The organism is Corynebacterium sp. HMSC073D01 (assembly GCF_001815555.1).
In the GTDB taxonomy this organism is placed as follows: Bacteria; Actinomycetota; Actinomycetes; order Mycobacteriales; family Mycobacteriaceae; genus Corynebacterium; species Corynebacterium glucuronolyticum.
The window spans coordinates 16117-40288 of sequence record NZ_KV821010.1; the positions used below are offsets into that span (position 1 = coordinate 16117).

A 24172-nucleotide genomic window follows, 5' to 3' on the forward strand; every position below is an offset into this window, starting at 1 on the left:
TTTTCCTTTCCGTTAGCAGGGGCTGGCGTAGTTGTCCACGCTCATCTTGAGCTCACGGGCGTTGCCTTCCCCGCGCGCCTGCGCCGCGCATACACCTGCGCGGTCGGACCCGTAGTTGATAAAGATCGGGTACACGTCCGCGCCGTCGTAGTGTGCGCGTAGCGAGGGGCACGCGCCGGGGCTTGTCGCCTGGGCTCCGGGGTGCCGCGACAGCCCCGCCTGCACCTCGGATCCTGCGTCTTGGCCGGGGTAGACGAGCACCGATTCCACGATGAGGATGTAGCGGCCCCCGGCGCAGGACATGCCCGCACGGTCCGGGGCCGGAGACGTGGTCGTCGGCGTCGGCTTCGGTGGTGGGCACGTAAAGGCTTCGTCAATGAGGCCCCCAGGCGCGCCCAGCCCGGAGAGGAGAGAATCGCTGTAGCAGGGAAGCAGGGATTCCGGGTACTGCCCGTCCTTGTCAATCGCCTTCCACTGGCCATTTTCCCAGTGCGAGGCCCACAGATGGTCGGAGCCGTAGGTGCCCGAGTACTTCCACTCGCCGTCGCAATAGTTCACCGCTTCCTCGCCCGGCGCGACCTTTACGCCGACGCCGGGGGCGCAGCGCTCCTTCATGGAAGGCTCTGCCGTGGCGGTCACCGTCGTTGTCGTCTCGCTGACGCTTTCCGACGCTTCGGTGGTTGCGGTCGCAGCCGTGCTTTCGGTGAGGTAGGGGGCGGGCTCCGGGGAGGAGTTGCACGATGCGAGCCCCAGCCCGGCGAGGAGAATCGTTGCCACTGACAGGAGGCGGCGCATTACAGCCCCATTCTCTTTCCGGCAATCTTGCGGATCGTCCACACCGTTTCCAGGATGGAGAGCATGGCGCACGTGTGGAAGAACGCGAAGGCGAGGTTTGCAATGATCGTCATCAAAAAGTCTGCGCCATCGACGTATTCCTCGATGGCGGAGGAGGAGCTGGTGTCTGCCGTGAACAACGAAATCACCACGTACAGCCAGGCGAGGGAGATGATGACCCAGCCGATCGCCCACATGACCGAGCTGGAGCGTTCCCGCCCGGGGGCCGCTGCGAAGAACGCCTTGTCAATCCGGATGGTCTTGGAATTCGAGGGCTGCTCGGAGTTCCCTAGCTGCACCGTGAAGCCCGATTGCGACTGTGCGGGTTGCTGCTGTTGCGGGGCGGGGGTTTGCCAGGCCGAGGCCGTGTTTTCTCCTGCGGCAAACCGGCGGAACGTGGAGATATCGATGGCGTCACCGCAGTCGAGGGCCGCGTCGTAGCGCTGTCGTCGGGCATCGTCGCCGAAGAGCGAGCGCGCCGTGGTTAGGCGATCGACTTCGGCAGCGTTATCGGCTGGCGTCTCCGCGAGGCGCATGTCTAGTTCGGCTGCGATATCCGAGGTGCTGCGTGCGCGGTCGATGCCGAGGTCGGTGTAAATGTTGTAGGAACTCATGTTTTCTTCCTTCTATTCGATGCACAACGTGCCGTATCTGTAAAAGGTGTCGCGGGCTCCGTCGCTGAGCCCGAGGCTTTCGATGAGGTCCGTGGAGTAGCAGACGTAGCCCGGCAGTGGGTTCTTATCGCCGCCTATGCCCTGCCACGAGTTACCGTCCCAGTACTGCAAGCCTTCGTATCCGGGGACGCCGGAAAGCCCAAAGACGTTCCATTCGCCGTCGCAGAAATGGGAGATGTCCGTTCCCTTGGGGGCCGAGGTGGGCATGTCGCACCGGTCGAGCGGGTTTTCCTGGACAACCGTCTCCGTGACCACTACGACGCTTGTGACAGAGGGGGCAGCGGGTGCAGCTTCGTCGCCCGCGTCGCTTCGTGCCACGGCCCACCAGCCGATACCCACAGCGAGAAGGAGCAGGGCAGCGCCTACGGCCACCCCGCGCCACAGGTTTCGCCTGCCGGATGCGGCTTGTTCGGCACCCCACTGGTTTGGGTACGTCATGAAAAGGTCTCCTCGATTACGTGGACGTCACAAAAAGCATTACGGGCAGAGCTTTACCTTTTTAATGAGCCTTTCTGGAGCGCCGTCTTCCCTCAAACCTGGCTCCTGGAAGCAGGTGGCTGATCCGTTCTGGGAAATGTTTCTGTCGTAGCCGATCCATTTCTCGCCGTCCCACGCGAAAAGAAACTCCCTGTCTCCCTGTATTTCGGGGTCGCGAGGCGACATGAGGGCCCACGTCCCATTGCAGTACGAGACGGTGTAACCCTGCTCCTCTATGTTTCCGAGACCAGGATGGGAACAGTTGGGCGGTGTGGTGAGCCGAATCGCGGCGAACACCCCCACGGCGATAAGAACCACAACTGCCACGACAATGGCGATGAGCTTGACGGGGATGCGACGCGCCGTGCTGGTGTGGGGCTGGCTTTGGCTCTGCTGCGGCATGGCTCTCGTCTGTGGGCCTTCTGGGCCCCGCTGCGGGTTACTGGGTGGTGGTGGAGGCGTGCCCCACTGGCTATCTGGAGGTTTGGCACCCCAACGGTTACTCATGCGTGTCCTTACAGTCGGTGAACGGGTGGTGGCCGTATGCCTCTGGTCCTGGCACTACGGCAGTCCGGTCTTGGCTATAACCGTGTAAAGCCTGTGTTCGAGCTGACAAAAAGAAATGATACGCCTGCCAATCGTGAAAATATAGGGGTGCAGGCGAAGGAGTAAGCTGCAGGTCCCCGCTCGTCCGCGGTGAGCTCCCGTCCCGCGCTGGCTAGAGGGGACGGTGAGCTGTTGAAACAACGCCGGGGGAGGGGCGTCGACAAGCCACAAGGAGAGGCGACAGCGTAGGTGCTATTTCAGTAGACTTGGCTGCATGACTAGAGCACTCATTGTGGACAAAGCGACAGATGAAAATGACAAGAACGGAAAGGTCACGGTAGAAATCCGCTCCGTGGGGGAGGAGTTTTTGGGCGAGGGCGACACGGTCATCGCCGTCAGCCACTCGGCCCTCAACTACAAGGACGCGATGGCGCTCGAGGGCGATCGTGGCGTGGCCCGCATCTTCCCGCTCGTTCCGGGGATCGACGCGATCGGCACGGTCGAGTCCACCACCGCAGAGGGGTTCGCAGAAGGTGACCTCGTCGTTCTTAACGGTGCAGGGCTCGGCGAGTTCCGTCACGGTGGGTATCAGGATCGCGTTCGCGTCGATTCTGCTTCACTCATTGCGGCGCCAGAAGGATGGACGGCGAAGGATCTCGCGGCGGTGGGAACCGCAGGTTACACGGCGGCGCTGTCTGTGCTTGGGCTCACCGATCAGGGAGTGCGTCCGGAGGACGGGGAGATCCTCGTCACAGGCGCAACCGGTGGCGTGGGTTCGGTGGCGCTCATGCTGCTGAAGAAGCTCGGGTACACAACGGTGGCCTCCACCGGGCGCAAGGATGAGTTGGGTGACTACCTCACCGGCCTCGGTGCGGCACGTGTGATTGACCGTGCTGAGCTCGCGGAGAAGGGGAAGCCTCTGCAGAAGGCCACCTACGCCGGCGCGATTGACTGCGTCGGATCGACCACGCTGGCCAACGTTCTTGCGCAGGTTTCCTGGGGCGGAACCGTGACGGCGTGTGGCCTCGCGCACGGTGCTGACCTGAAAACGACCGTTCTTCCCTTCATCCTCCGTGGCGTGAAGCTCGTGGGAATTAACTCCGTGGATGCCCCGAAGGAGCTACGCCAGCGCGCCTACGACCTTCTGGCGGAGCACCTTGACCTGGCTGTGTTGCACGAGGCCACAACGACGGTCACCCTCGAGGAAGTCGCTGAGGCAGGCAAGAATCTGTTCGCCGGTGGCATTCACGGGCGCACGATTGTTCAACTTTAAGCGCTCTTCTATGCAGGTAGGCTGGTTTAATGTAAGAATGGGAGTATGAGCGATACTCCCATTGTGGCCCTCACTGAGGACCAAGCATTAGAAAAACTGCAAGGTAATAGTTTTGGACGGATCGGCGTCCGCCACAACGATGACGTTGAGGTGCTGCCACTTAACTACGTCATCGAGGATCGGAAAATCTACTTCCGCACTGCGGAGGGGACCAAGCTGTCCCTCATCGCCGCGAATCCCCGAGTGGCGTTCCAGACAGACGAGGTCGGCGTGGATAGCGCATGGTCTGTGCTGGTCAAGGGATCCGCCACACGGGTCACCTCGACAGAGGAAGAGAACCACGCCGAGGGACTTGGGCTGGAGCCGTGGGTTCCCACACTCAAGTACAACTGGGTCCGCATCGATATCGAGTCCATTGAAGGGCGTGCCTTCGACCTCGGCCCGGAGCCCGCGCGGTACTAGTGGCAGCAGACACGTTTTCCAAAACACCCCGCGAACCCGGTGCCGCTGGTGCCGAGGCTGCGGGCTTGCGCTGGCTCGCCGAGGGTTCTGACTGCGTGGCGGACGTCATCTCCGTGACGGACACCACGCTCGTCACGCGTCGTTACAGCCCTACCCCTGCTACCGCAGCAGCGGCAGAGGAGGCGGGGCGACAGCTGTACGCCATCCACCGCGCAGGGGCGCCGTCATTCGGCTGCCCGCCGGAAGGGTGGGACGGTCCGAACTACATCGGCACCCAGCGCCAAGAATGCACGCCGCGCGACACGTGGCTGCCCTTCTACGCAGAGCAGCGGGTGTTGCCCTTCGTCCGGTCTGCGGTGGACAACGGCAACCTGGAGGCCGGCGGCGCCCGGGACGTTGAGCGTGCCTTGGAGGCCGCTGGTGCGGCCCCGGCCGACGACGTGGAGCCTGCGGATGGACCCGCGCGCATCCACGGAGACCTGTGGGCAGGCAACCTCCTGTTCACCACGGTGGGGCCACGGTTTATCGATCCGGCTGCCCACGGCGGTCATCCCGAGACGGATTTGGGGATGCTCGCGCTTTTTGGGGCGCCGTACATTGACCGCATCTTCTCCACCTACGCAGAGGTTTCGGGTCTTGACCAGGGCTGGACTGAAAGAATTCCGCTGCACCAGCTGCACCCGCTCGCCGTCCACGCAACCACTCACGGCCCGAGCTATGGGGTCGCGCTCGTGCGGGCAGCGCGAGAGGTCATCGCCCTGTTTGGATAGGTGGGCACGGGGCGTTGGCGCACGCCCGCCCCGTTTCGGGGGCGACTAGCGCCACCAGGTGTCGAGGGGCGTGACGGGGAGGTGGCGCTTGTGCTCGTTGATGCGCCAGTGGCGTTCGATGACAGCACTGGCTTCGGGGGAGATCTCCTCGCCACGAAGGTAGGCATCGATCTCAGGGTAGGTGACACCGAGTGCTTCCTCGTCGGGAAGCGCCGGACGATCCTCCTCCAGGTCTGCGGTGGGGACCTTCTTCCACGTACTCTCCGGCGCGCCCATGTGACGGAGGAGCTCAGCGCCCTGGGACTTGTTCAGTCCCCACAATGGAAGGATATCGGAGGCACCGTCGCCGAACTTGGTGAAGAACCCTGTGATGTTCTCGGCGGCGTGGTCGGTGCCGATGACGAGACCACGGTGCTCCCCCGCGACGGCATACTGCGCGATCATTCGCGCGCGTGCCTTCACATTGCCCTTGTTAAAGTCCCCGAGGTGCGCCATCCCGAGGGCTGCAGCCGTGGCATCGGAGAGCGCATCGACGCCCTCCTTGATGTTGATCTCGAGGGTGTGATCCGGGGAAATGAATTCGAGGGCCACGTCCACGTCGTTGGCATCGGACTGGATGCCGTAGGGGAGGCGCACGGCGAAGAACTCGGTGTCAGTTCCGCTCTCCCGCAGCTTTTCGACGGCCATTTGGGCCAGCTTGCCTGCCAGAGTGGAGTCCTGGCCACCCGAGATCCCCAACACATAGCTGCCTAGACCCGTGGAGGAGAGGTAATCGGCGAGGAAAGTGACCCGGGATTCAACCTCTTTTACTGAATCGATTAAGGGGCGGGTGCCCAGCGCTTTTACGATGTTTTTCTGCAGGTTGGGTGTGTTTTCGGTCACGACAATGCCTTTCGTCTTTGGCACAATAACGGTTCATGAATGAGATTAATCGCCCGCAGTCCGGGCTGTTTACGCGTCCGCACGTGGTGGCGCTTATCGCCGCGCTTGGTGGGCTCCTGTTTGGATACGATACCGGGGTGATGAGCGGCGCGTTGCTGTTCATCACACCCGAATTCGATATGACGCCCGTGCAGGAGGGCTGGGTTACCTCCATGCTGCTCGTCGGTGCAGCTGCTGGTGCCCTGTTCGGCGGGCGCATCGCCGATTGGATTGGGCGCCGGATGACTCTCATCGTCGGTGGCATCATCTTCATTGTCGGCTCCGTGTGGTGCGCCATGGCCCCAGGAGTCATGCAGTTGGGTGCTGCCCGCACACTGTTGGGGGTGGCGGTCGGTGCCGTCTCCATCGTGTCGCCGATGTTTATTTCTGAGATGGCACCGCCCTCGGTTCGCGGGCGACTCGTCTCCATGAACTCGCTGGCGATCGTCATTGGCCAGCTCGTGGCCTTCACCGTCAACTCCGCGCTCGCACACACGGGAAACTGGCGGCTCATGTTGCTCCTCGCATTCGTCCCTGGCGCGATGCTCGCCATTGGCATGCTCTTTGTCACAGATACCCCGGAGTGGCTTGCTGCCAAGGGGAACCCAGACAAGGCACGCGCCGTAGCCACGGCGATGGGGATGAAGGAAGGGGAGTACAACTCCTCGGAAGCAACCTCGGCATCCGTGAGTGAACAATTGCAGGCACTGCGCGTTCCGTGGATTAGGGCCGCCGTCATCATTGCCGTGCTCATCGGCGTGACACAGCAGATTTCTGGGGTCAACGCCATTGTCTACTTCGCGCCGACACTCATGAATCAGGTCGGGTTGCCTACTGAAAACGCCGTGTATACCTCCATCATTATCGGTGTTGTTTCGGCGGTGTCGTGTTACGTGGGTCTGAAAATCGTGGACAAGGTCGGGCGCCGTCGGCTCCTCCTCGTGGGGCTTGCCGGCAACGTCACGTCTCTCGTTCTTCTCGCAGTAACTTTCCGATTCGCGCACGGCAGCTTCGCCGTGGCGATGCTGGCCTTGTTCCTCATGGCTGTGTTCATTGCCTTCCAACAGGCCTCCGTCTCGCTTGCCACATGGCTGCTGATCTCGGAAATCGTGCCGTTGCAGGTGCGTGGCTTTGGCATGGGTATCGCCGGGCTCGGCCTGTGGGCTGCTAACTGGGCGGTCGCGCAGTTTTTCCTCCCGCTCGTCGATGCGATCGGCGGGTCACTCACCTTTGGAGCCTTTGCTGTACTAGGCGCTCTCGCGTTTATTTTCGTGCGCGGATTTGTTCCCGAAACTACCGGCAAAACGCTGGATGAGGTAGGGTCAGAGTTCCGCCGGAGGTACCGCGGTTAGAGCCGGGTTTGGAGATTTGACCAAACCTCGCTATCATGGTTCCTCGTGTTCGTACTGGGCCACCGTGGCTCAGTAAATGATGATGCGCAGACGAGAAAGGAGCGCCCAATGAAGGTCCGTAACTCCCTTCGGTCGCTGAAGAAAAAGCCGGGCGCCCAGGTTGTGCGCCGTCGCGGTAAGGTTTACGTGATTAACAAGCGTGACCCGCGATTCAAGGCTCGCCAGGGCTAGAAGCTAGCGGCCTGTAAAGCGCCGTCCCACACGGAATGTGGGACGGCGCTTTTTGTCGTCTCGGTGTCTCCGTGGTCTTCGAGCGGCTGACGCGGAGCTTGGGGCTACGCACCGCATGAGGTTTGGGCAGGAGGGTGGGCTATTGGAAGCCAAAGGCGGGCGTACGTAGCGGAAAGTAGGCGTGCGTGCCGGAAGGTGAACGTACATACCGGAAAGGTGGGTGTACGTAGCGGAGGGCAGATGTTGCGAAAAGCGTCGTGGCTGAACTTTGGGTGGCTCCGGCTGTTGTTCGCGCGTAGCTTTGTTGCTGGCCCTGTCACAGGCCTTGTCGCTGGCGTGGGTGTTGCTATGGCCGGTCGCTTGCCGTGCCACTAGGGTGGTTGCTGGCTCGGCATTGGCTCGGAATTGTCTCGGCAAGGGCTCGCTAGCCACCGACGATTCTGCGGGGGTAGACGGCTCGGGAGATGATGGTGGTTTGGTGCCTTCGTTTGCCGCCGTGTGGGGTGTGACCGTTTTGTGACAAGAATGTTTCGGCGTGTTTTCGCATCCTGTTTACTTCTGTAATCTTCTGAGAAGAGAGTGAACTTCCGTGAAGGGGTGAGGGACCTCACAATCCTCGTTTATAACGATTTGATAACGGTGCTCTCGTTGACCAGCGGTTACGTGAGGCGGAATCGACTCTCTGTAATTTCACTCGTGTAACTCGCGTCAAGATGTAGTGGCTCGGCGGAAAACAACCTGCGAATTTCACTTTTGTAACTACTATATGTAGTAGATATTGCGAAAACTCACCCCAACGGATAGTGTTAGTACCTGTTACGAGCTACAGCCTGGTTCCGGTGCTCAACCACCGGTGTACACCGTGTTTGTAGTTCTGAAGAAGATAAACCTGGATTTGAGTAGAAGGTAAAGCGCGATGTCTATCACCCTGTACACCAAGCCCGCGTGCATGCAGTGCCGAGCAACCAAGAGGGCACTGGATAAGGCCGGCCTGGACTACACCGTTGTGGATATCTCCATGGATGACGAGGCACGCGACTACGTTATGGCTCTCGGCTACCTTCAGGCACCTGTTGTCACCGTCGACGACGATCACTGGTCTGGCTTCCGCCCCGACCGTATTCGTGAGATCGCTGCCAAGGCTGCTTAAGCCGCATCAGCGCGACGTAAAACTTAAAACCATGAGGCCAGCTCCCGCGCGTGGGGCTGACGCGGTGCCACTGTAGTGGCACGGATAATGTGAGCCCGCTTGATAACTTCGACCCAATTCGTCCTTATCGGGCGGGCTTTTCAGTGTGTAATGCAAGCGAAGAAGAGGTGGAAACGAGTCATGCTCGTGGTGTACTTCTCATCGACGACGGAGAACACCCGCAAGTTCGTCGACAAGCTGGGACTACCGAGCGCGAGAATACCGCTCAAGAGGAAGGACCCGGACCTCATCGTCGACGAGCCGTACGTGCTCATTTGTCCGACGTACGGGGGAGGGGTGAGCATGCGCGGCGAGCCACCGAAGCCCGTTCCCGTGCAGGTTATCCACTTCCTCAACAATAAGCACAACCGCGACCTCATACGTGGCGTAATCTCGTCGGGGAACCTGAACTTCGGACCGGACTACGGAACATCGGGAACCGTGATCAGTCAGAAGTGCAAGGTGCCGTACCTTTATCGATTTGAACTGTTAGGAACCCCCGAGGATGTCGAGCACGTCCGCCGGGGAATAGTAGACAATGCTGAAAGGCTAGGACTGAAACCATGAGTGACCTGGGGAAAACAGTAGCGGAACCGGTGATGTCCGGTGAACAGCTGGATTACCACGCCCTTAACGCTCTCCTGAACCTGTACGATGCCGATGGCAAGATCCAATTTGATAAGGACCGGGCTGCCGCTCGTCAGTTCTTCCTCCAGCATGTCAACCAGAACACGGTCTTTTTCCACAACTTGCAGGAAAAGCTCGATTACCTGGTAGATAACGACTACTACGAAAAGGAGGTTCTGGAGAAGTACAACTTCGAATTTATCAAGAGCCTCTATGACCAGGCCTACGGGCACAAATTCCGGTTTAAGACCTTCCTCGGCGCGTACAAGTACTACACCTCCTACACGCTGAAAACCTTCGACGGACAGCGCTACCTGGAGCGCTTCGAGGATCGTGTATGCATGGTCGCGCTCACCCTCGCAGCCGGCGACGAAAACCTCGCACGCAACCTCGTGGACGAGATCATCCTCGGCCGTTTCCAGCCGGCGACGCCGACGTTCCTGAACTCCGGAAAGAAGCAGCGCGGTGAGCCGGTGAGCTGCTTCCTCCTGCGTATCGAGGACAACATGGAGTCCATCGGTCGTGCTATCAACTCGGCACTGCAGCTGTCCAAGCGCGGCGGTGGCGTCGCTCTGCTTCTCAGTAACCTGCGCGAAGAGGGTGCCCCGATCAAGAAGATCGAGAACCAGTCCTCCGGCGTCATCCCCGTGATGAAGCTTCTTGAGGATTCCTTCTCCTACGCCAACCAGCTCGGAGCCCGCCAGGGCGCAGGCGCTGTGTACCTGCATGCACACCACCCGGACATCATGAAGTTCCTGGATACCAAGCGCGAAAACGCCGACGAGAAGATCCGGATCAAGACTCTCTCCCTCGGTGTCGTTATCCCAGACATCACGTTCGAGCTGGCCAAGAAGAACGATGACATGTACCTGTTCTCCCCGTACGACGTTGAGCGTGTGTACGGCAAGGCATTCGCCGATGTTTCGATCTCCGAGCACTACTACGAGATGGTGGAAGATCCGCGGATCCACAAGACGAAGATCAACGCCCGGCACTTCTTCCAGACCCTGGCAGAGATCCAGTTCGAGTCCGGCTACCCCTACATCATGTACGAGGACACCGTGAACCGCGCGAACCCGATCGAGGGGCGCGTCACACAGTCGAACCTGTGCTCCGAGATTCTCCAGGTGGCAACCCCTTCCGAGTACAACGCGGACCTCAGTTACGCCACGGTGGGCGAGGACATCTCGTGTAACCTCGGCTCCCTCAACATTGCGATGGCAATGGATTCGACGGATTTCGCGACGACGATTGAGACCGCCATCCGTGGCCTCACCGCCGTCAGTGAGCAGACCTCCATTGATTCCGTTCCCTCCATCAAGAAGGGAAACGACAACGCGCACGCCATCGGTCTCGGCCAGATGAACCTGCACGGCTACCTCGGTCGCGAGCACATCCATTACGGCAGCGAGGAAGCGCTGGACTTCACCAACGCGTACTTCGCAGCCGTTATGTACCAGTGCCTGCGCGCGTCCAACAAGATTGCCAAGGAGCGCGGCGAGACGTTCACCAAGTTTGACACGAGCGACTACGCCTCCGGTGCGTTCTTCGACCGCTACGATCCGGCGGAGTTCGCTCCCAAGACGGACAAGATCAAGGCGATCTTTGACGCGTCGACAGTGCACGTTCCCACGGCTGAGGATTGGGCAGAGTTGAAGCGTGATGTGATGGAGAACGGCCTGTACAACCGCTATCTGCAGGCTGTCCCACCGACGGGGTCGATCTCTTACATCAACAACTCCACGTCCTCGATCCACCCGATTGCCTCCCGCATCGAAATCCGCAAGGAGGGCAAGATCGGCCGTGTCTACTACCCAGCACCGCACATGGACAATGACAACTTGGAGTACTTCCAAGATGCCTACGAGATCGGCTACAAGGCCATCATCGACACGTATGCGGTAGCAACCAAGTACGTCGACCAGGGCCTGTCGCTCACCCTGTTCTTTAAGGACACGGCATCGACGCGCGATATCAACAGGGCTCAGATCTACGCCTGGACTCACGGCATTAAGACGCTGTACTACATCCGACTCCGCCAGGTTGCCCTCGAGGGAACCGAGGTTGAAGGCTGCGTGTCCTGCATGCTGTAGGGCGAACCAAAACACCCCCGCCGGGCATATCCGTGTTGGATTGTGCTGCCAGGCGGGGGTTGTTTTTCCGTTTTGCAGATGACGTGTGGTCTAGAATTTGCGCTTACTGCGGGGGTAAGTGGCCGGGGCGCGCCCGTCCGCGTTCCCTTTCTCGCAGCAGGCGAGGCACAAACACCACACGGCGTGAGCCGTTACGAGCCATTACTGAGCTGTTACTGATCCATTCACCACGCGGTTATCACACCCACGGTCATCCGGTGTATGGCTATTTGCACACATAAACTCGCCTGCCGTCTTGCGCGTCGGCAGATCGTTGTTTGCCTGCCTACTTGCTCCCCGCAGTCAGTGCGTCGCGTACCTCGGCAAGGATTGCTTGCGCGGAACGCTCCGCCCGGTCGGGGTCGTGCATTGTGATCGCGTTGGCTAGTTCCCTATGCATATGCATGGCCGTCGGATGCGGTACATGTGGCATCCGCCCTGAACGGGTGCGGCCAACGAGGACGGCTGCGATCGTCGGGGCAAGATTAATGAACATCTCGTTGCCACTGCCCTCGAGGAGCAGCGTGTGGTAGCGGATATCCGCGTCGAGGAATTGGTCACTGTTGCCCATGCCGCGGGACCCGAGCTGGTGGATCTTCTCACCGAGGACGCGGAGTTCCTTACGCTGTTCCTCCGTCGCCCTGCAGGCCATAAGCCGGGCAGCGATGGGCTCAATGCCTACGCGGAGTTCTGTGAGGGACAACAACTGATCATCCCGTTCCGTTTCGGAGGCGAGGCGCCAAGAAATAATGTCATCATCGAAAACTGCCCAATTATCCTTGGGTAGAACGGTGATACCCACCCGCCGGGAGGACTTTGCCAGGCCAAGCTGCTCAAGCGCACGCATCGCCTCGCGTGCGACTGTGCGTGATATCGAGTATTTGTCTGAAAGATCCTGAAGTGTGAAGACGGTACCTGGGGCAATCACGCCGGAGACAATGTCTGAGCCGAGCGTGTCCAGAACCGACTCCAATTTCGGCGTGGCCTGATTTGTGCGACGTGACAGGGCCATGGGGGTCTCCTTTATTGGCGGGAGTCAAATAGAAAGTCGAATAGGTAACTGGATAACTAATGATCATCCTATTGCTTTAGTGTCCGAAAATTTTAAAGATCCTACGATTGTCCTCGTATTTTTCTGATGTTTCATTCCTTGGATTACCCCCTAAACGGCTGCTACGTGTAAGAACCAGGGGTGAATACTCCGTCGCGAAGGCTGAAGGTGGGGCCGTAACCTCGGGTTGCTCGCTCCTGCACTTTCATCAACCATCATTGATTTTCGGCGCACGCAGGTGGGGTGTGTGTGCCTGGCGTACGTGACGTAGGTGGGCATGTGTGGCGCAGAGGTGAGAGGAACAGGCGATGGGAGCCGCAAGGGATGAGAGACACCGGGGATGAGGGGGTGATGCGTCGAGCAGGGGGAGGGGGAAACAGGCGAGGCAAAGGGTTGGTTGAATCCGGGTACTATAGAGAAGAAAGTTCGGTTGTCTGAAAGGAATTTGTCAGTGGCATACCAGCACTCACCATCGCCGGCGCAGCACATTGCAAAGCGGGATTTTAGCGCGCCGTTGTCCGGAATTAACTGGAACGAGATTGAGGACGAAAAGGATCAGGAGGTCTGGGATCGTCTGACCGGTAACTTCTGGCTTCCGGAGAAAATTCCGGTGTCTAACGACATTCCGTCTTGGAACACGCTCAATGAAACCGAGCAGATCGCAACCATGCGGGTGTTTACTGGGCTGACGCTCCTGGATACGATCCAGGGCACGGTGGGTGCTGTCTCCCTCATCCCTGATGCCGTCACGCACCACGAAGAGGCCGTCTACACCAATATTGCGTTCATGGAGTCCGTACACGCGAAGAGCTACTCCAATATCTTCATGACGCTGGCATCCACGCCGATGATCAACGACGCGTTCCGTTGGTCGGAGGAGAACGTGAACCTGCAGCGTAAGGGTGAAATCATCCTGCGCGACTACGACGGAAAGAACCCGTACAAGCGCAAGATTGCGTCCACGTTGCTGGAAAGCTTCCTCTTCTACTCTGGCTTCTACCTCCCCATGTACTGGTCGAGCCACGCAAAGCTGACAAATACCGCCGACATTATTCGTCTCATTATCCGTGATGAGGCGGTTCATGGTTACTACATCGGCTACAAGTACCAGCGGATGCAGGATAACCTCAGCCAGGCGGAAAAGGATGAGCTGAAGGACTACACCTACGATCTCACCCTGGACCTCTACGATAACGAGGAACAGTACACCGAGGACATGTACGACGAGCTCGGCTGGACAGAAGACGTGAAGCGTTTCCTCCGCTACAACGCGAACAAGGCGCTCAATAACCTTGGCTACGAGGCTCTGTACCCGTCGGATGAGACCCGAGTATCCCCGGCCATCCTCTCGGCACTCAGCCCGAATGCCGACGAGAACCACGACTTCTTCTCTGGCTCCGGCTCCTCCTACGTCATTGGCGCGGTGGAGAACACGGAAGACGCGGACTGGGATTTCTAAAAGGAACTCGGCACCGCTATCGGGAACCGGCACCTCTATAAAAAACCGGGAGTATCGGAGGCCGGTAGATCCTGAAGGGAATGGAACTCGGGGAAGGGACTCGGGCTTTCCATCCCGAGCCGTGTGCTTGTCTGGTGTGTCGCCCGCTATCGTCCGGGGCGCGTCCCGAGGGCGAGCGGGTGGCACGAAGTGAAAACAGAATCAACCGCCGACGGAGTGCTTTGCTCCGTCGGCGGTTGTGTTGTTTGAGGCTTCTATATATAACGGTATGTGGCTGTGAGCGTTGCCGTAAACATAGCCGTAGACGAATGTGAGGGGCGCGACACTACCATGGAGTCCGTTGAACAATCTGGCCGTATCAACCATTTGATTTACTTAGAGCGGGGGACAACTAAAGCCTTATTGGGGCAACCTTTTTGGCCAGGTTTTTCGGAAGGGAAAAGCGATCCGTCGCGGTTGGGAAAAAAGTGGGACGCACCTACCTGCAGGTTCGTGTCACATTAGTCACACCGGGGTGAAAAACACGGGGTTGAAGTGAATTTTTGGGGCTCTCTGGGCACTGGAAAATGTGGGGGGCATTGGATTAAAGTTCAAAGAAGTATGAAACGAAAGCTGTCGCGGTGTGTAGCTAGTTGCACACCACGGCGCTAAGTCAGGAGGAACTAATGACCGCTGTTGCGCCAAGGGTTGACCGTCCGGTCGCACCCGAACGGCCACTTCCGCACGGTACCGGTCGTAGGGGCAATATCTTCTGGGAATTGCTCACCACGACGGACCACAAAATGCTGGGCATTATGTACATCGTCATGTGCTACGTATGGTACGTGATCGGTGGCATCATGGCCCTTCTTATTCGTGCTGAGCTGTTCCACCCCGGAATGCAGTTCTTGTCTAACGAGCAGTACAACCAGCTGTTCACCATGCACGGCACGATCATGCTGCTGGCATACGGCACGCCAATCGTGTGGGGCTTTGCTAACTACATTGTTCCTCTTCAGATCGGTGCCCCCGATGTTGCCTTCCCGCGTTTGAACGCCTTCGGCTTCTGGATCACCCAGGTCGGTATCGTTGCGTTCTGTGCTGGCTTCGTCACCCCTGGTGGCGCCGGTGACTTCGGCTGGACGATCTACGCTCCGCTGAGCGATGCTATCCACTCTCCTGGTGTTGGCACTGACTTCTGGATCGTCGGTGTGGGTGCTACCGGTGTCGGTACTCTTGCCTCCGCCATCAACATGGTCACCACCATCCTGTGCCTCCGCGCACCAGGTATGACGATGTTCCGTATGCCGATCTTCGTCTGGAACATTTTCGTTGCTTCTGTTATCGCGCTCCTCATCTTCCCGGTTCTGACCGCCGCCGCTCTGGGCGTGCTGTACGACCGCAAGCTGGGTGGCCACATCTTCTCGGCCGGCAACGGTGGCGCGCTCCTGTGGCAGCACCTGTTCTGGTTCTTCGGACACCCTGAGGTGTACGTCCTGGCACTGCCGTTCTTCGGCATCGTTTCCGAGATTGTCCCGGTCTTCAGCCGCAAGCCGATGTTCGGCTACGTTGGCCTGATCTTCGCAACGCTGTCCATCGGTGGCCTGTCCATGGCTGTGTGGGCTCACCACCTATACCCGACGGGCGCTGTGCTCCTTCCGTTCTTCTCCTTCATGACGTTCCTCATCGCCGTTCCTACCGGCATGAAGTTCTTCAACTGGGTGGGCACCATGTGGAAGGGTCACATCACGATGGAGACCCCGATGCTCTGGACCGTCGGCTTCCTGGCAACGTTCCTCTTCGGTGGCATGACCGGCATCATGCTGGCTTCCCCGCCGCTGGACTTCCACATCGCTGATTCCTACTTCCTGGTGGCACACTTCCACTACACCCTGTTCGGTACCATCTTCCTTTCCGCTACCGCTGGCGTGTACTTCTGGTTCCCCAAGATGACTGGCCGTATGCTGGACGAGACGCTGGGTAAGATCCACTTCTGGCTCACCTTCATCGGCTTCCACGCAACGTTCATGGTTCAGCACTGGCTGGGTAACATGGGCATGGCTCGTCGTTACGCCGACTACCTCGACACCGACGGCTTCACCCTCCTCAACCAGGTTTCCACGGTTGGCTCCCTCATCCTCGGCATCTCGGTTCTCCCGTTCTTCTGGAACGTGTTCAAGAGCTGGCGCTACGGCGAGGTCGTCACCGTCGACGATCCGTGGGGCTACGGAAACTCCCTCGAGTGGGCAACCTCCTGCCCGCCGCCGAGCCACAACTTCACCTCCCTGCCGCGCATCCGCTCCGAGCGTCCGGCCTTCGAGCTGCACTACCCGCACCTCGTTGAGCAGGCCCGCGCTGAGATGCATGTCGGAAGGCACTAGGAGCTTAGGAACTCCTGTTAACAACTAGCACTATCCCCGTAGGTACATACCTACGGGGATTCGCTTGTTAAAGTAGTGGTTTATGACCGCTTCCCACATCCTCTCCGTCGGCCCGAACATCTACTCGGCAACGGAAACACTCCTCACAGGCCTGGGTTCACACCCACTCGCGAGCCTCACCATCCGTCGCATCGGCGACCAGCTCCTCATGAGCACGGAAGGCTCCTTCGAGAACACGGACGGCATCGAGGACAACCTCTTCAACGTCGGACAGCGCCCCGAGACAACGCTCGCTACGCCCCACGAGCGGCCGACGCACCGGCTTGTTCTTCAGGCTCCGCACTTCACGGGGCCCGGTCTCTTTGAGCTTCTCGACGCCCTCACAGACCTCACCGAGATTCCCTCTCGCATCGATCTGGTGAGCACCGAACCCCTGAGCGTCGTTGTTGCACACGTCGCCCTTCCTGCCGAGCCAGGGGAGAACACCACACAGGCGATCCGTGACCTCTCCGCACGCACCGGGGTGGACATCGCGCTTGTGCCGGGCGGTCGCTATCCGTTCGCCCGCAAGCTCATCGTCATGGACTGCGATTCCACCCTCATCGATGCGGAAGTTATCGACGAGCTTGCGAACTTCGCTGGAAAGAAAGCCGAAGTGGCTGCGATCACCGACCGCGCCATGCACGGCGAACTCGACTTTTCGGAGTCCCTGCGGGAGAGGGTCGCCTGCCTGGAGGGGATCCCTAACAGTGTGTTCGCGGAGGTCGCCGATGCGATCAGCTTCAACCCGGGCGCCCTCGACCTCGTGGCCGCCTGCAATGAGCTGGGGTGGTCGACAGCCGTCGTCTCCGGCGGGTTTACCCCCGTCTTGGATCGTCTCGTGGCCCGCGCGGGGATTACCTATGCGCACGCGAATACCCTCGAGGTGCGCGACGGGAAGCTGACAGGAAAGGTCGTGGGGACGATCGTCGATAAGCATGAAAAGGCGCGCTTTGCCCGTGCGTGCGCTGAGCGGGAGGGGATTCCCCTCGAGCGCGTTATCGCCATCGGCGATGGAGCCAACGACATGGAAATGGTGGGGGCAGCGGGCCTCGGGGTGGCCTACATGGCGAAGCCGGCCTTGAAAGCGGTAGCCGACACGTCCCTCAACCACTCCCGCCTCGATGCTGTGCTGCCGATCGCGGGGGTGCTGTAGATGCGGCGTTCCTACGACGCTCTCGTCACCGGCCTGCACGACAGTACGCACAGTGACGGCGACGAGGAATACGCCATGGCCCTCGTTGTCAACCTACCCAAGCAGGACAAGCCACACCGCAACGATGTACTCGTTGCGGCTGGGCAGGCCGTTGTGGCGACGGTGCTCGACCCGCGGGCAGCGGACAACCCGGAGTTTGCGTGCTGGTACGGAAAGCGGATTAGGAAGATCACGCGGCGGGCGCGCAACATCGCCTGGGAGCGCGTACAGGATGTCCCCGGAGTGACGGTTACCCACGGCACCGCCTCCGTCCGTGCCTTCGTCCCAGCGCCCGTTCATGCAACCGACCCCCGTGTAGATAAATTGCAGATTGGTGGCACCGATCTTCCGTTTGATGAATACCAAGGGAGTTCCCAGGGAATTTGTGGGGTATTCATTGATACGTCCCTTAAAATGTCCCTTGGAAAAGCAACAGCCCAAGTTGGGCACGCGACAATGCTCTTCGCTGCGTCACGGCCATACTCAGAGGTCGAGGCGTGGGCCACGGCAGGGTTCCCACTCACAGTGAGGGAAGTCAGCCATGAGGAGTTTATCGCAGAGGCCTCCCGCGCCGATGCCGTGGTTGTCCACGATGCCGGTTTTACGGAGGTAGCTCCAGGCTCCGCTACGGTTGTTGCCGTACCGCGAGGTGCAGACACCTAGGCCATAACGCCCATTTTCGTGGCCCGCCGGCACCTCGACGCTATCTGTGAGAGGAGACGCATGTCTTTAGCCACGAAGGAGCGGGTAACCTATTCCCGCTTCAGCCCGATCACTGCCTTAAAGGTGGCGTGGGACCGCTTCGCCTGCGATCTTTGGTGCTGGTCGCTCCCTTTCCTCCTCTATAGCGGGCTATCAATCGTGGTGGGGGCCAAGCTTCAGTTTGGCGATCGGATCCTGTTGACTACCGTCGTTGCCGTCCTCATGGGCCTCTGGCACGGCATCGTCGCCGATGCATCCACGCACGTCTGGCGCGGTGAGAAAAATGCGTGTTTTTATTTTCCCTGCCACTGGCAACCGGCGGCGGCCGGAATCATTCTGTGGACCGTGTCCTCGCTGAGCTCCCTATTTATCCCGTTCGCGGGGCTGGTGCTGCCATTCTTCTTCACAATTGGTGTCACAGCGGCAGCCGCGGATCGTTCCCTGCGGTCCTTTGTGGTGGAGCCATTGAAAATGTTTAGGGCTGTGCCTGTTCGCACTTTCTTCCTTATCCTGCTTGCCAGCGCGCTAGCCATCATCGGCGTGTTCGCGCTTTTCATCGGCTCTGCAATCACGTATCCGCTGGCAATCATGTTGCTTTCCGCAGGGTTCTTTATGTCCCGTGGGGAAAAAGACCGCGACGTGTAAGAAGTGTCCTGATCGATAAAACCACCAACACGGAGAGGGCTGTGGCATACGCGAAAAAGGAAACGTCCGCAGCTTGTTGCTGCGGACGATGTGTTATCTGACGTGCTCTCTAGTGTTTTGCCTCTGCCTGCACCGTGGTATCTCAGATGAGGCGGGCAGCCTGGGCGGTTTAGGAAACCTGGGTGTCCCGAGCACGCAGCTCCCGGCGGAGGATTTTGCCCGCTGCCGAACGGGGGATGGCCTCCACATGGTGGACGGCGCGGATCTTCTCATAGCCGGGGACGCGCTCGGCGACGAAGGCCATGATCTGCTCCGCCGTTGCGGTTCCCACGACGTAGGCGGCGGGGATTTCCTCGCCGTCGTGGAGCTCCCGGACGACAGCTGCATCGGTGACCCCAGGGCAGGCGGTGATGAGTGCCTCGAGCTTGACGGGTGAGACCTGGTAGCCGTGGTACTTGATCACGTCTTTCAGCCTGTCGACGATCTCCACCTCGCCCCCGGGCAACACGCGCGCGAAATCGCCCGTGCGCAGCCACCTGCCCACAAGCGTCGCATCGGTTGCTGTGGGGTTGTGGTAGTAGCCCGCCATGACCTGGGGACCTGCGACCCACAACTCACCGACCTCACCCTGGGGCACGTCCGTAATCGTGCCGGGATCGACGATGCGCTGCTCCGTGTCCGGCAGCGGGTGCCCGATGGAACTCAGCGGAGTGGTCGAGGCGGTGGTCAGGTGGGTGACGGGGGAAGCCTCCGTCATGCCGTAGCCCTGCAGCATGCGTGAGCCGGTCCGCTCCGCCGCCTTTGTGCCGTCGGCCACGTTGAGGGCAGCCGCGCCCACGATCATGTATTTCAGAGAGGAGAAGTCGGTCGAATCGACGAGCGGGTGGCGGGCAAGGAGCGTGGCCAGGGGCGGGGCGATAAACGTGGTATGCACGTGATATTTCTCGTGGGCGGTAATGAACCGCTCCGCCTCAAACGGCATCGCCACGACGGTGGCACCGAGATACAACGGCACATTCAAGAGGGCGGTGAGCCCATAAATGTGGCTAAATGGCAGGACAGACTGGCACACGCTGCCGTACGGCACCGGTACCTTCGCGCCAAATTGGACTGTGTTGGCCACGAGGTTGTGGTGGGTCAGCACCACGACCTTCGGTGCCCCGGTCGTGCCGGAGGAAATGGGGTAGCAGCATGGCCCGTCGAGGTTCACAGGCACGGAGCCGATTTCGATCCGCTCCTCGCATGCGGCGAGCGACGGGTAGGTGGAGGTGTCGATGATGTAGGCCGGCCGGGGGTCATCCGGTACTTCCCCGCCGATGGGCATGACGATCGCACCGGCGACGATGCAGGCGTGGAAGGCAGCGGCGAAGTCGATGGAATTGACCAATCGCACGCCGACGACATCCCCGGGCTCGATGCCGACTGCGCGCAGCCCAGCGGCGACGTGCTCGATTTCGAGGGCGAGGTCGCCGAAGGTGATGGACCGGTTGGTGTCGATCATCGCCGTTGCCGTGAGCTCATTCTGGTGGGAAAAAACGAGCTCGGGCAGTGTTTCCTCAGGGTAGGAGAGGGCGGTCATGGGAATACGGTTACCTTTCTATCTAAGGACTTTGTTTCTGGTCGTTGTCGAGCAGCTGCTGCCGAACAGCAGCCGAACAGCAGCCGAATAGCTGTCGGACAGCTGTTGTCGAGAACGGTTGTCAAACAGTGGTTGTTGAGCATGGTTGTTGCGTCGTGTGGCTCCTACCCTTTGTGCCGTGCGGCGATGAGCCGCTTGAGGGCACCGGTGACGGTGTCGAGGTCGGTTGTGGTCCACATGGGCGGGATGGAGCGCAGGATGAAGGATCCGTAGCGCTTCGTGGCGATGCGGGAATCGAGGATCGCGACAACACCCCGGTCGGTGGTTGCACGCAGCAAACGGCCCGCACCCTGCGCCATGAGCAGGGCGGCGTGCGATGCTGCCACCTGCATGAAACCGTTTCCTCCGCGGGCATCGGCGGCCTCCTTGCGGGCCTGGCTGAGGGGGTCGTCGGGGCGGGGGAAGGGGATGCGGTCGATGGTCACCAGCGAGAGGGACGGTCCCGGCACGTCGACACCCTGCCAGAGGCTGAGGGTGCCGAAGAGGCAGGAGTTCTCGTTGGCGGCGAACTGTTCGATGAGCGCGCCGATGGCGTCGTCGCCCTGGCAGTAGATGTCGAAGGGGAGACGGGGGCGCAGCGCCTCGGTGGCCTCGACGGCGGCGCGCTTTGAGGAGAACAAGCCGAGTGTGCGGCCGCCGGCGGCGAGGATGAGGTGCTCCAGTTCGTCGAGAAGCTCGTCGGTGAGCCCGTCGCGCCCGGGCGGGGGCAGATGCTTGGACAGGTACATGATGGCGGAGCCCTGGGTGTCGAAGGGGGTGCCCACGTCGAGGGAGTCCCACGGCAGGTCAGTGAGCCCCCAGGCGCGTGCCATGGCATCGAATTTGCCGCCGAGTGCGAGGGTGGCGCTTGTGAGGACGGTCGTGTTGGTGCCAAAGAGGTTGTCGGCGAGGACGCTGGCAACGGATAGGGGCGCCACCATGAGGCGGCGTTCGTCGCGGAGGTCCTTTTCCAACCACACGACATCAGCGTCGGAGCCTTCAAGCATCCGCTCGAGGCCGTCGATCAGCGTTTGGACGTGGCTCATGAGGCTGCGTTTTTCGGCGTAGCCCTCCGGGTCGCCCTCGGCATCGTCTTCGGTGAGGGAGAGTTCGGTGTACACAGCATCCAGGGCATCCCCCACGCCCGCCAGCGGGGCCTTCGCTTCGTCGGGGGTGGACTCCTCCCACCGGCCGAGTGGCAGCGCGGGGAGGATCTCCTCCAGGTCTCCTGTCACCTCACGCAGCTTGTCTACACCGTCCGAGTGCTTGCCGACGATCTTCTCCGCCCGCGTTGCCGCCATCTTCAGCGCCATCACACTGATGGTGGCTGTGGAGACGTCGGTGATCTTGTCCACGAGCTCGTGCGCCTCGTCGATGACGACGGCATCGTGGGCGGGAAGGATATCGATGGGGCTGGTCGCGTCGATGGCGAGCAGCGCGTGGTTGGTCACCACCACGTCCACGCCACGGGCTTGCGCCTTCGCTTTCTCAGCGAAGCACTCGTCGCCGTGCGGGCAAACGGATGCCCCCGGGCACTCCTGCGCGGTGGTGGACACCTTTGCCCACACCTGCTGCGGAACCCCGGGGTCGAGGTGATCGCGGTCGCCGGTGTCGGTCTCGTCAGCCCACTCATACACGCGGTCGAGGTGGGGTTTCATCCACTGGTAATCCTCGGCACCAATGAGCGCCGTCTCGCCAGCGAGCTTGTTCAGGCACACGTAGTTGGAGCGGCCCTTCAAGATGGCGTAGGTGTAGCCCCCATCCAGGGCTTCTACCAGCCGCGGCAGGTCGCGTTCGACGAGCTGCCGCTGCAAGGCCAGGGTCGCCGTGGCGACGATGACGCAGGCATCCTCCTCGTGGGCATAGTGCAGCGACGGCACGAGGTACGCCAGCGACTTGCCGGTTCCTGTCCCCGCTTGTACAGCGAGGTGGCGGCCGGAGTCAAAGGCGTGCGCCACGGCATCGGCCATCTTTTGTTGGCCGGGTCGTGGCGATCCACCAATGGCTTCGACCGCCTGAGTCAGAAGCTCCTGGATTTCCTCCAAGGCCTTAGAAACCCACGAATCGGGTGCCGATGGCCGGCTCGTCCTTGCTCAGCGCGAGGCCCTCCCACGGCAGGGAGACGAGGTTTTCCGCGAGCAGCTTGCGGGACTCTTCGATCGTCGGCTGGCCGTCGACAACCTCACCACTGCGGATGAGCGGGCGAGTGAGTTCCTTGTAGTGGAAGTTGCCCACGTCCGGAATCTCGTTGTGGAACGGGAAGACGATCTCCTCCACGCACGTGCCGGAGGCACGGCTGGTACGGATGGCGCGCTTGGCACCCGGCACCATCTTCTTGGCGGAGCTGCGCTTGGCCACGGGAATACCGTCGACCTCCACGAGCTTGTACACCATCTCCGCCGTCGGCGCCCCGGAGCCGGTGACGACAGAGGTGCCAACACCGAAGGAATCGACCGGGTCGCCGCGGAGGCCGGCGATGGAGAACTCATCGAGGTCGCTGGATACGACGATCTTCGTATCCACCGCGCCGAGCTCGTCGAGGAGCTTGCGCACGCGACGGGTCATCGGTCCGAGGTCGCCGGAGTCAATGCGGATGCCGCCGAGCTTCGGGCCGGCAACGTCGATTGCCGTGCGGACGCCCTTGTCGATGTCGTACGTGTCCACGAGCAGGACAGTGTCGAGACCCATCGTCTCAATCTGGGAGCGGAACGCCGCCTCCTCGTTCGGGGTGCCGTCGGGATTGACGTGCACAAGCGTCCACGCGTGGGCGGCGGTGCCGGATGCCGGGATGCCGTAACGGTAGGCCGCCTCGAGGTTGCTCGTGGCGGTGAAACCAGCGAGGTAGGCTGCGCGGGCTGCGGTCACGGCGTTGTGCTCGTGCGTGCGGCGGGAACCCATCTCGATGATCGGTCGGCCGTCGGCTGCTACCACCATGCGGGCGGCGGCCGTGGCGACGGCGGAATCCGCGTTCATGATGGAGAGGATGACGGTTTCGAGCACAACGCACTCGGCGAAGGTGCCACGCACGGTGAGCAGCGGGGAGTTGGGGAAGTACAGTTCCCCCTCGGGGTATCCGTCGATATCCCCGGAGAAGCGGTAATTGCGCAAGAACTCGATCGTTTTCTTATCCAGGAAGTCGAGGCTTGCGAGCTGTTCCTCGCTAAAGACGAAATTCTTAACTGCTTCAAGAACGCGCGCTGTCCCGGCAACAACGCCGTAGCGGCGCTGGTTGGTGAGGCGACGGGTGAAGACTTCGAAGGCGCACTGACGGTCGGCGGTGCCATCCCTCAGTGAGGCCTGGAGCATCGTCAACTCGTACATGTCAGTGAAAAGCGCACTGGACTTGTTTTCCATAATGTCATGGTAGACCGGCCCCCACCTTCACGGGGCAGGGGCGTGGTCTTCTGCGTAAAATCCCCCACTAAACGGGTGCCGTGGTACTCCCTCGTGGTGGGCTTCGGCGGGGTTTCACGGCGGCGGTTGTGGGCACCGCCCGCAGTGGGGTTCTGTCGGCCTGCGCATGGTGAGAGGCGAGGGTGACCCCGGGACGTCGACAAGCTTCCCCGTGTGCGACCTGCGATGGAATCCCCAACAAGCGCCCCGGATCCAGGCGTG

22 protein-coding genes are annotated in these 24172 nt (G+C 60.7%); 13 read left to right on the forward strand and 9 right to left on the reverse strand.

Annotated elements, in window-relative coordinates; genetic code table 11:
• Positions 1-12 precede the first annotated feature (12 nt).
• Genes HMPREF3044_RS00115 through HMPREF3044_RS00130 form a run of 4 tightly spaced genes read right to left on the reverse strand, consistent with a single transcriptional unit; the run spans position 13 to position 2492 of the window.
• Positions 13-795 (reverse strand): hypothetical protein, encoded by a 783-nt coding sequence (locus HMPREF3044_RS00115; protein WP_070738883.1) that lies wholly within the window; start codon positions 793-795, stop codon positions 13-15.
• On the reverse strand, positions 795-1448 hold the full coding sequence (locus tag HMPREF3044_RS00120) for a hypothetical protein (RefSeq protein ID WP_005394254.1): 654 nt from the start codon (positions 1446-1448) through the stop codon (positions 795-797). The genes HMPREF3044_RS00115 and HMPREF3044_RS00120 overlap by 1 nt, the downstream gene beginning before the upstream one ends.
• 12 nt (positions 1449-1460) lie before the next feature.
• Positions 1461-1946, reverse strand: coding sequence for a hypothetical protein (locus HMPREF3044_RS00125; protein ID WP_005394256.1), 486 nt, complete (start codon positions 1944-1946; stop codon positions 1461-1463).
• Positions 1947-1985: 39 nt separating this feature from the next.
• Positions 1986-2492, reverse strand: a complete 507-nt coding sequence (locus tag HMPREF3044_RS00130) for a hypothetical protein (protein ID WP_141759609.1) — start codon at positions 2490-2492, stop codon at positions 1986-1988.
• Positions 2493-2805: 313 nt separating this feature from the next.
• Between HMPREF3044_RS00130 and HMPREF3044_RS00135 the strand changes: the two genes are divergently transcribed.
• The 3 genes from HMPREF3044_RS00135 to HMPREF3044_RS00145 are packed head-to-tail and all read left to right on the forward strand — an operon-like array spanning position 2806 to position 5036.
• Positions 2806-3804 (forward strand): MDR family oxidoreductase, encoded by a 999-nt coding sequence (locus tag HMPREF3044_RS00135; protein ID WP_070738884.1) that lies wholly within the window; start codon positions 2806-2808, stop codon positions 3802-3804.
• Positions 3805-3849: 45 nt separating this feature from the next.
• The gene (locus HMPREF3044_RS00140) at positions 3850-4266 is read left to right on the forward strand and encodes a pyridoxamine 5'-phosphate oxidase family protein (RefSeq protein WP_070738885.1); all 417 of its coding nucleotides are present in this window, start codon (positions 3850-3852) and stop codon (positions 4264-4266) included.
• Entirely contained in the window at positions 4266-5036 is a 771-nt protein-coding gene (locus HMPREF3044_RS00145) for a fructosamine kinase family protein (protein WP_070738886.1), read from the forward strand. The genes HMPREF3044_RS00140 and HMPREF3044_RS00145 overlap by 1 nt, the downstream gene beginning before the upstream one ends.
• A 45-nt stretch (positions 5037-5081) precedes the next feature.
• Here the strand turns inward: HMPREF3044_RS00145 and nadE are convergent, their stop codons facing one another.
• Positions 5082-5942, reverse strand: a complete 861-nt coding sequence (nadE, locus tag HMPREF3044_RS00150) for an ammonia-dependent NAD(+) synthetase (protein WP_070738887.1) — start codon at positions 5940-5942, stop codon at positions 5082-5084.
• 11 nt (positions 5943-5953) lie between these two features.
• Here nadE and HMPREF3044_RS00155 point away from each other — a divergent pair, with 11 nt between their 5' ends.
• The 5 genes from HMPREF3044_RS00155 to nrdE all read left to right on the forward strand — a co-directional run bounded on the left by HMPREF3044_RS00155 (position 5954) and on the right by nrdE (position 11449).
• Positions 5954-7309, forward strand: a complete 1356-nt coding sequence (locus HMPREF3044_RS00155; RefSeq protein WP_070738888.1) for a sugar porter family MFS transporter — start codon at positions 5954-5956, stop codon at positions 7307-7309.
• A 108-nt stretch (positions 7310-7417) separates the two neighbouring features.
• Positions 7418-7540 carry a type B 50S ribosomal protein L36 gene (gene ykgO / locus HMPREF3044_RS00160; protein ID WP_005388940.1) on the forward strand — a complete coding sequence of 41 codons (123 nt, stop codon included), beginning with the start codon at positions 7418-7420 and terminating at the stop codon, positions 7538-7540.
• Between the two features lie 916 nt (positions 7541-8456).
• Entirely contained in the window at positions 8457-8690 is a 234-nt protein-coding gene (gene nrdH / locus HMPREF3044_RS00165; RefSeq protein ID WP_005388942.1) for a glutaredoxin-like protein NrdH, read from the forward strand.
• 180 nt (positions 8691-8870) lie between these two features.
• Positions 8871-9296 carry a class Ib ribonucleoside-diphosphate reductase assembly flavoprotein NrdI gene (nrdI, locus tag HMPREF3044_RS00170; RefSeq protein WP_201841023.1) on the forward strand — a complete coding sequence of 142 codons (426 nt, stop codon included), beginning with the start codon at positions 8871-8873 and terminating at the stop codon, positions 9294-9296.
• Positions 9293-11449, forward strand: a complete 2157-nt coding sequence (nrdE, locus tag HMPREF3044_RS00175) for a class 1b ribonucleoside-diphosphate reductase subunit alpha (protein WP_005388949.1) — start codon at positions 9293-9295, stop codon at positions 11447-11449. The genes nrdI and nrdE overlap by 4 nt, the downstream gene beginning before the upstream one ends.
• Before the next feature lie 325 nt (positions 11450-11774).
• Here nrdE and HMPREF3044_RS00180 read toward each other — a convergent pair whose 3' ends face one another.
• A complete protein-coding gene (locus HMPREF3044_RS00180; RefSeq protein ID WP_005388951.1) occupies positions 11775-12500 on the reverse strand; it encodes a FadR/GntR family transcriptional regulator in 726 nt (241 codons plus the stop codon).
• Between the two features lie 490 nt (positions 12501-12990).
• Here HMPREF3044_RS00180 and nrdF point away from each other — a divergent pair, with 490 nt between their 5' ends.
• From nrdF to HMPREF3044_RS00205, 5 genes are all read left to right on the forward strand, one after another.
• A complete protein-coding gene (gene nrdF, locus HMPREF3044_RS00185; RefSeq protein WP_005394278.1) occupies positions 12991-13998 on the forward strand; it encodes a class 1b ribonucleoside-diphosphate reductase subunit beta in 1008 nt (335 codons plus the stop codon).
• A gap of 665 nt (positions 13999-14663) precedes the next feature.
• Complete coding sequence (locus HMPREF3044_RS00190; RefSeq protein WP_005388955.1) at positions 14664-16358, forward strand: aa3-type cytochrome oxidase subunit I; 1695 nt, start codon at positions 14664-14666, stop codon at positions 16356-16358.
• A gap of 82 nt (positions 16359-16440) precedes the next feature.
• A complete protein-coding gene (gene serB / locus HMPREF3044_RS00195) occupies positions 16441-17553 on the forward strand; it encodes a phosphoserine phosphatase SerB (protein ID WP_070738889.1) in 1113 nt (370 codons plus the stop codon).
• On the forward strand, positions 17554-18255 hold the full coding sequence (locus tag HMPREF3044_RS00200; RefSeq protein ID WP_070738890.1) for an aminoacyl-tRNA hydrolase: 702 nt from the start codon (positions 17554-17556) through the stop codon (positions 18253-18255). It abuts the gene before it with no gap.
• Positions 18256-18315: 60 nt separating this feature from the next.
• A complete protein-coding gene (locus HMPREF3044_RS00205) occupies positions 18316-18939 on the forward strand; it encodes a hypothetical protein (RefSeq protein WP_005394281.1) in 624 nt (207 codons plus the stop codon).
• 169 nt (positions 18940-19108) lie between these two features.
• On the opposite strand, the gene HMPREF3044_RS00210 is transcribed toward HMPREF3044_RS00205, so the two are convergent.
• From HMPREF3044_RS00210 to HMPREF3044_RS00220, 3 genes are all read right to left on the reverse strand, one after another.
• On the reverse strand, positions 19109-20518 hold the full coding sequence (locus HMPREF3044_RS00210) for a class I adenylate-forming enzyme family protein (protein WP_070738891.1): 1410 nt from the start codon (positions 20516-20518) through the stop codon (positions 19109-19111).
• Positions 20519-20682: 164 nt separating this feature from the next.
• Complete coding sequence (locus HMPREF3044_RS00215) at positions 20683-22602, reverse strand: ATP-dependent DNA helicase (protein WP_070738892.1); 1920 nt, start codon at positions 22600-22602, stop codon at positions 20683-20685.
• A gap of 4 nt (positions 22603-22606) precedes the next feature.
• Positions 22607-23911, reverse strand: a complete 1305-nt coding sequence (locus tag HMPREF3044_RS00220; RefSeq protein ID WP_005388965.1) for a nicotinate phosphoribosyltransferase — start codon at positions 23909-23911, stop codon at positions 22607-22609.
• Positions 23912-24172: the final 261 nt, after the last annotated feature.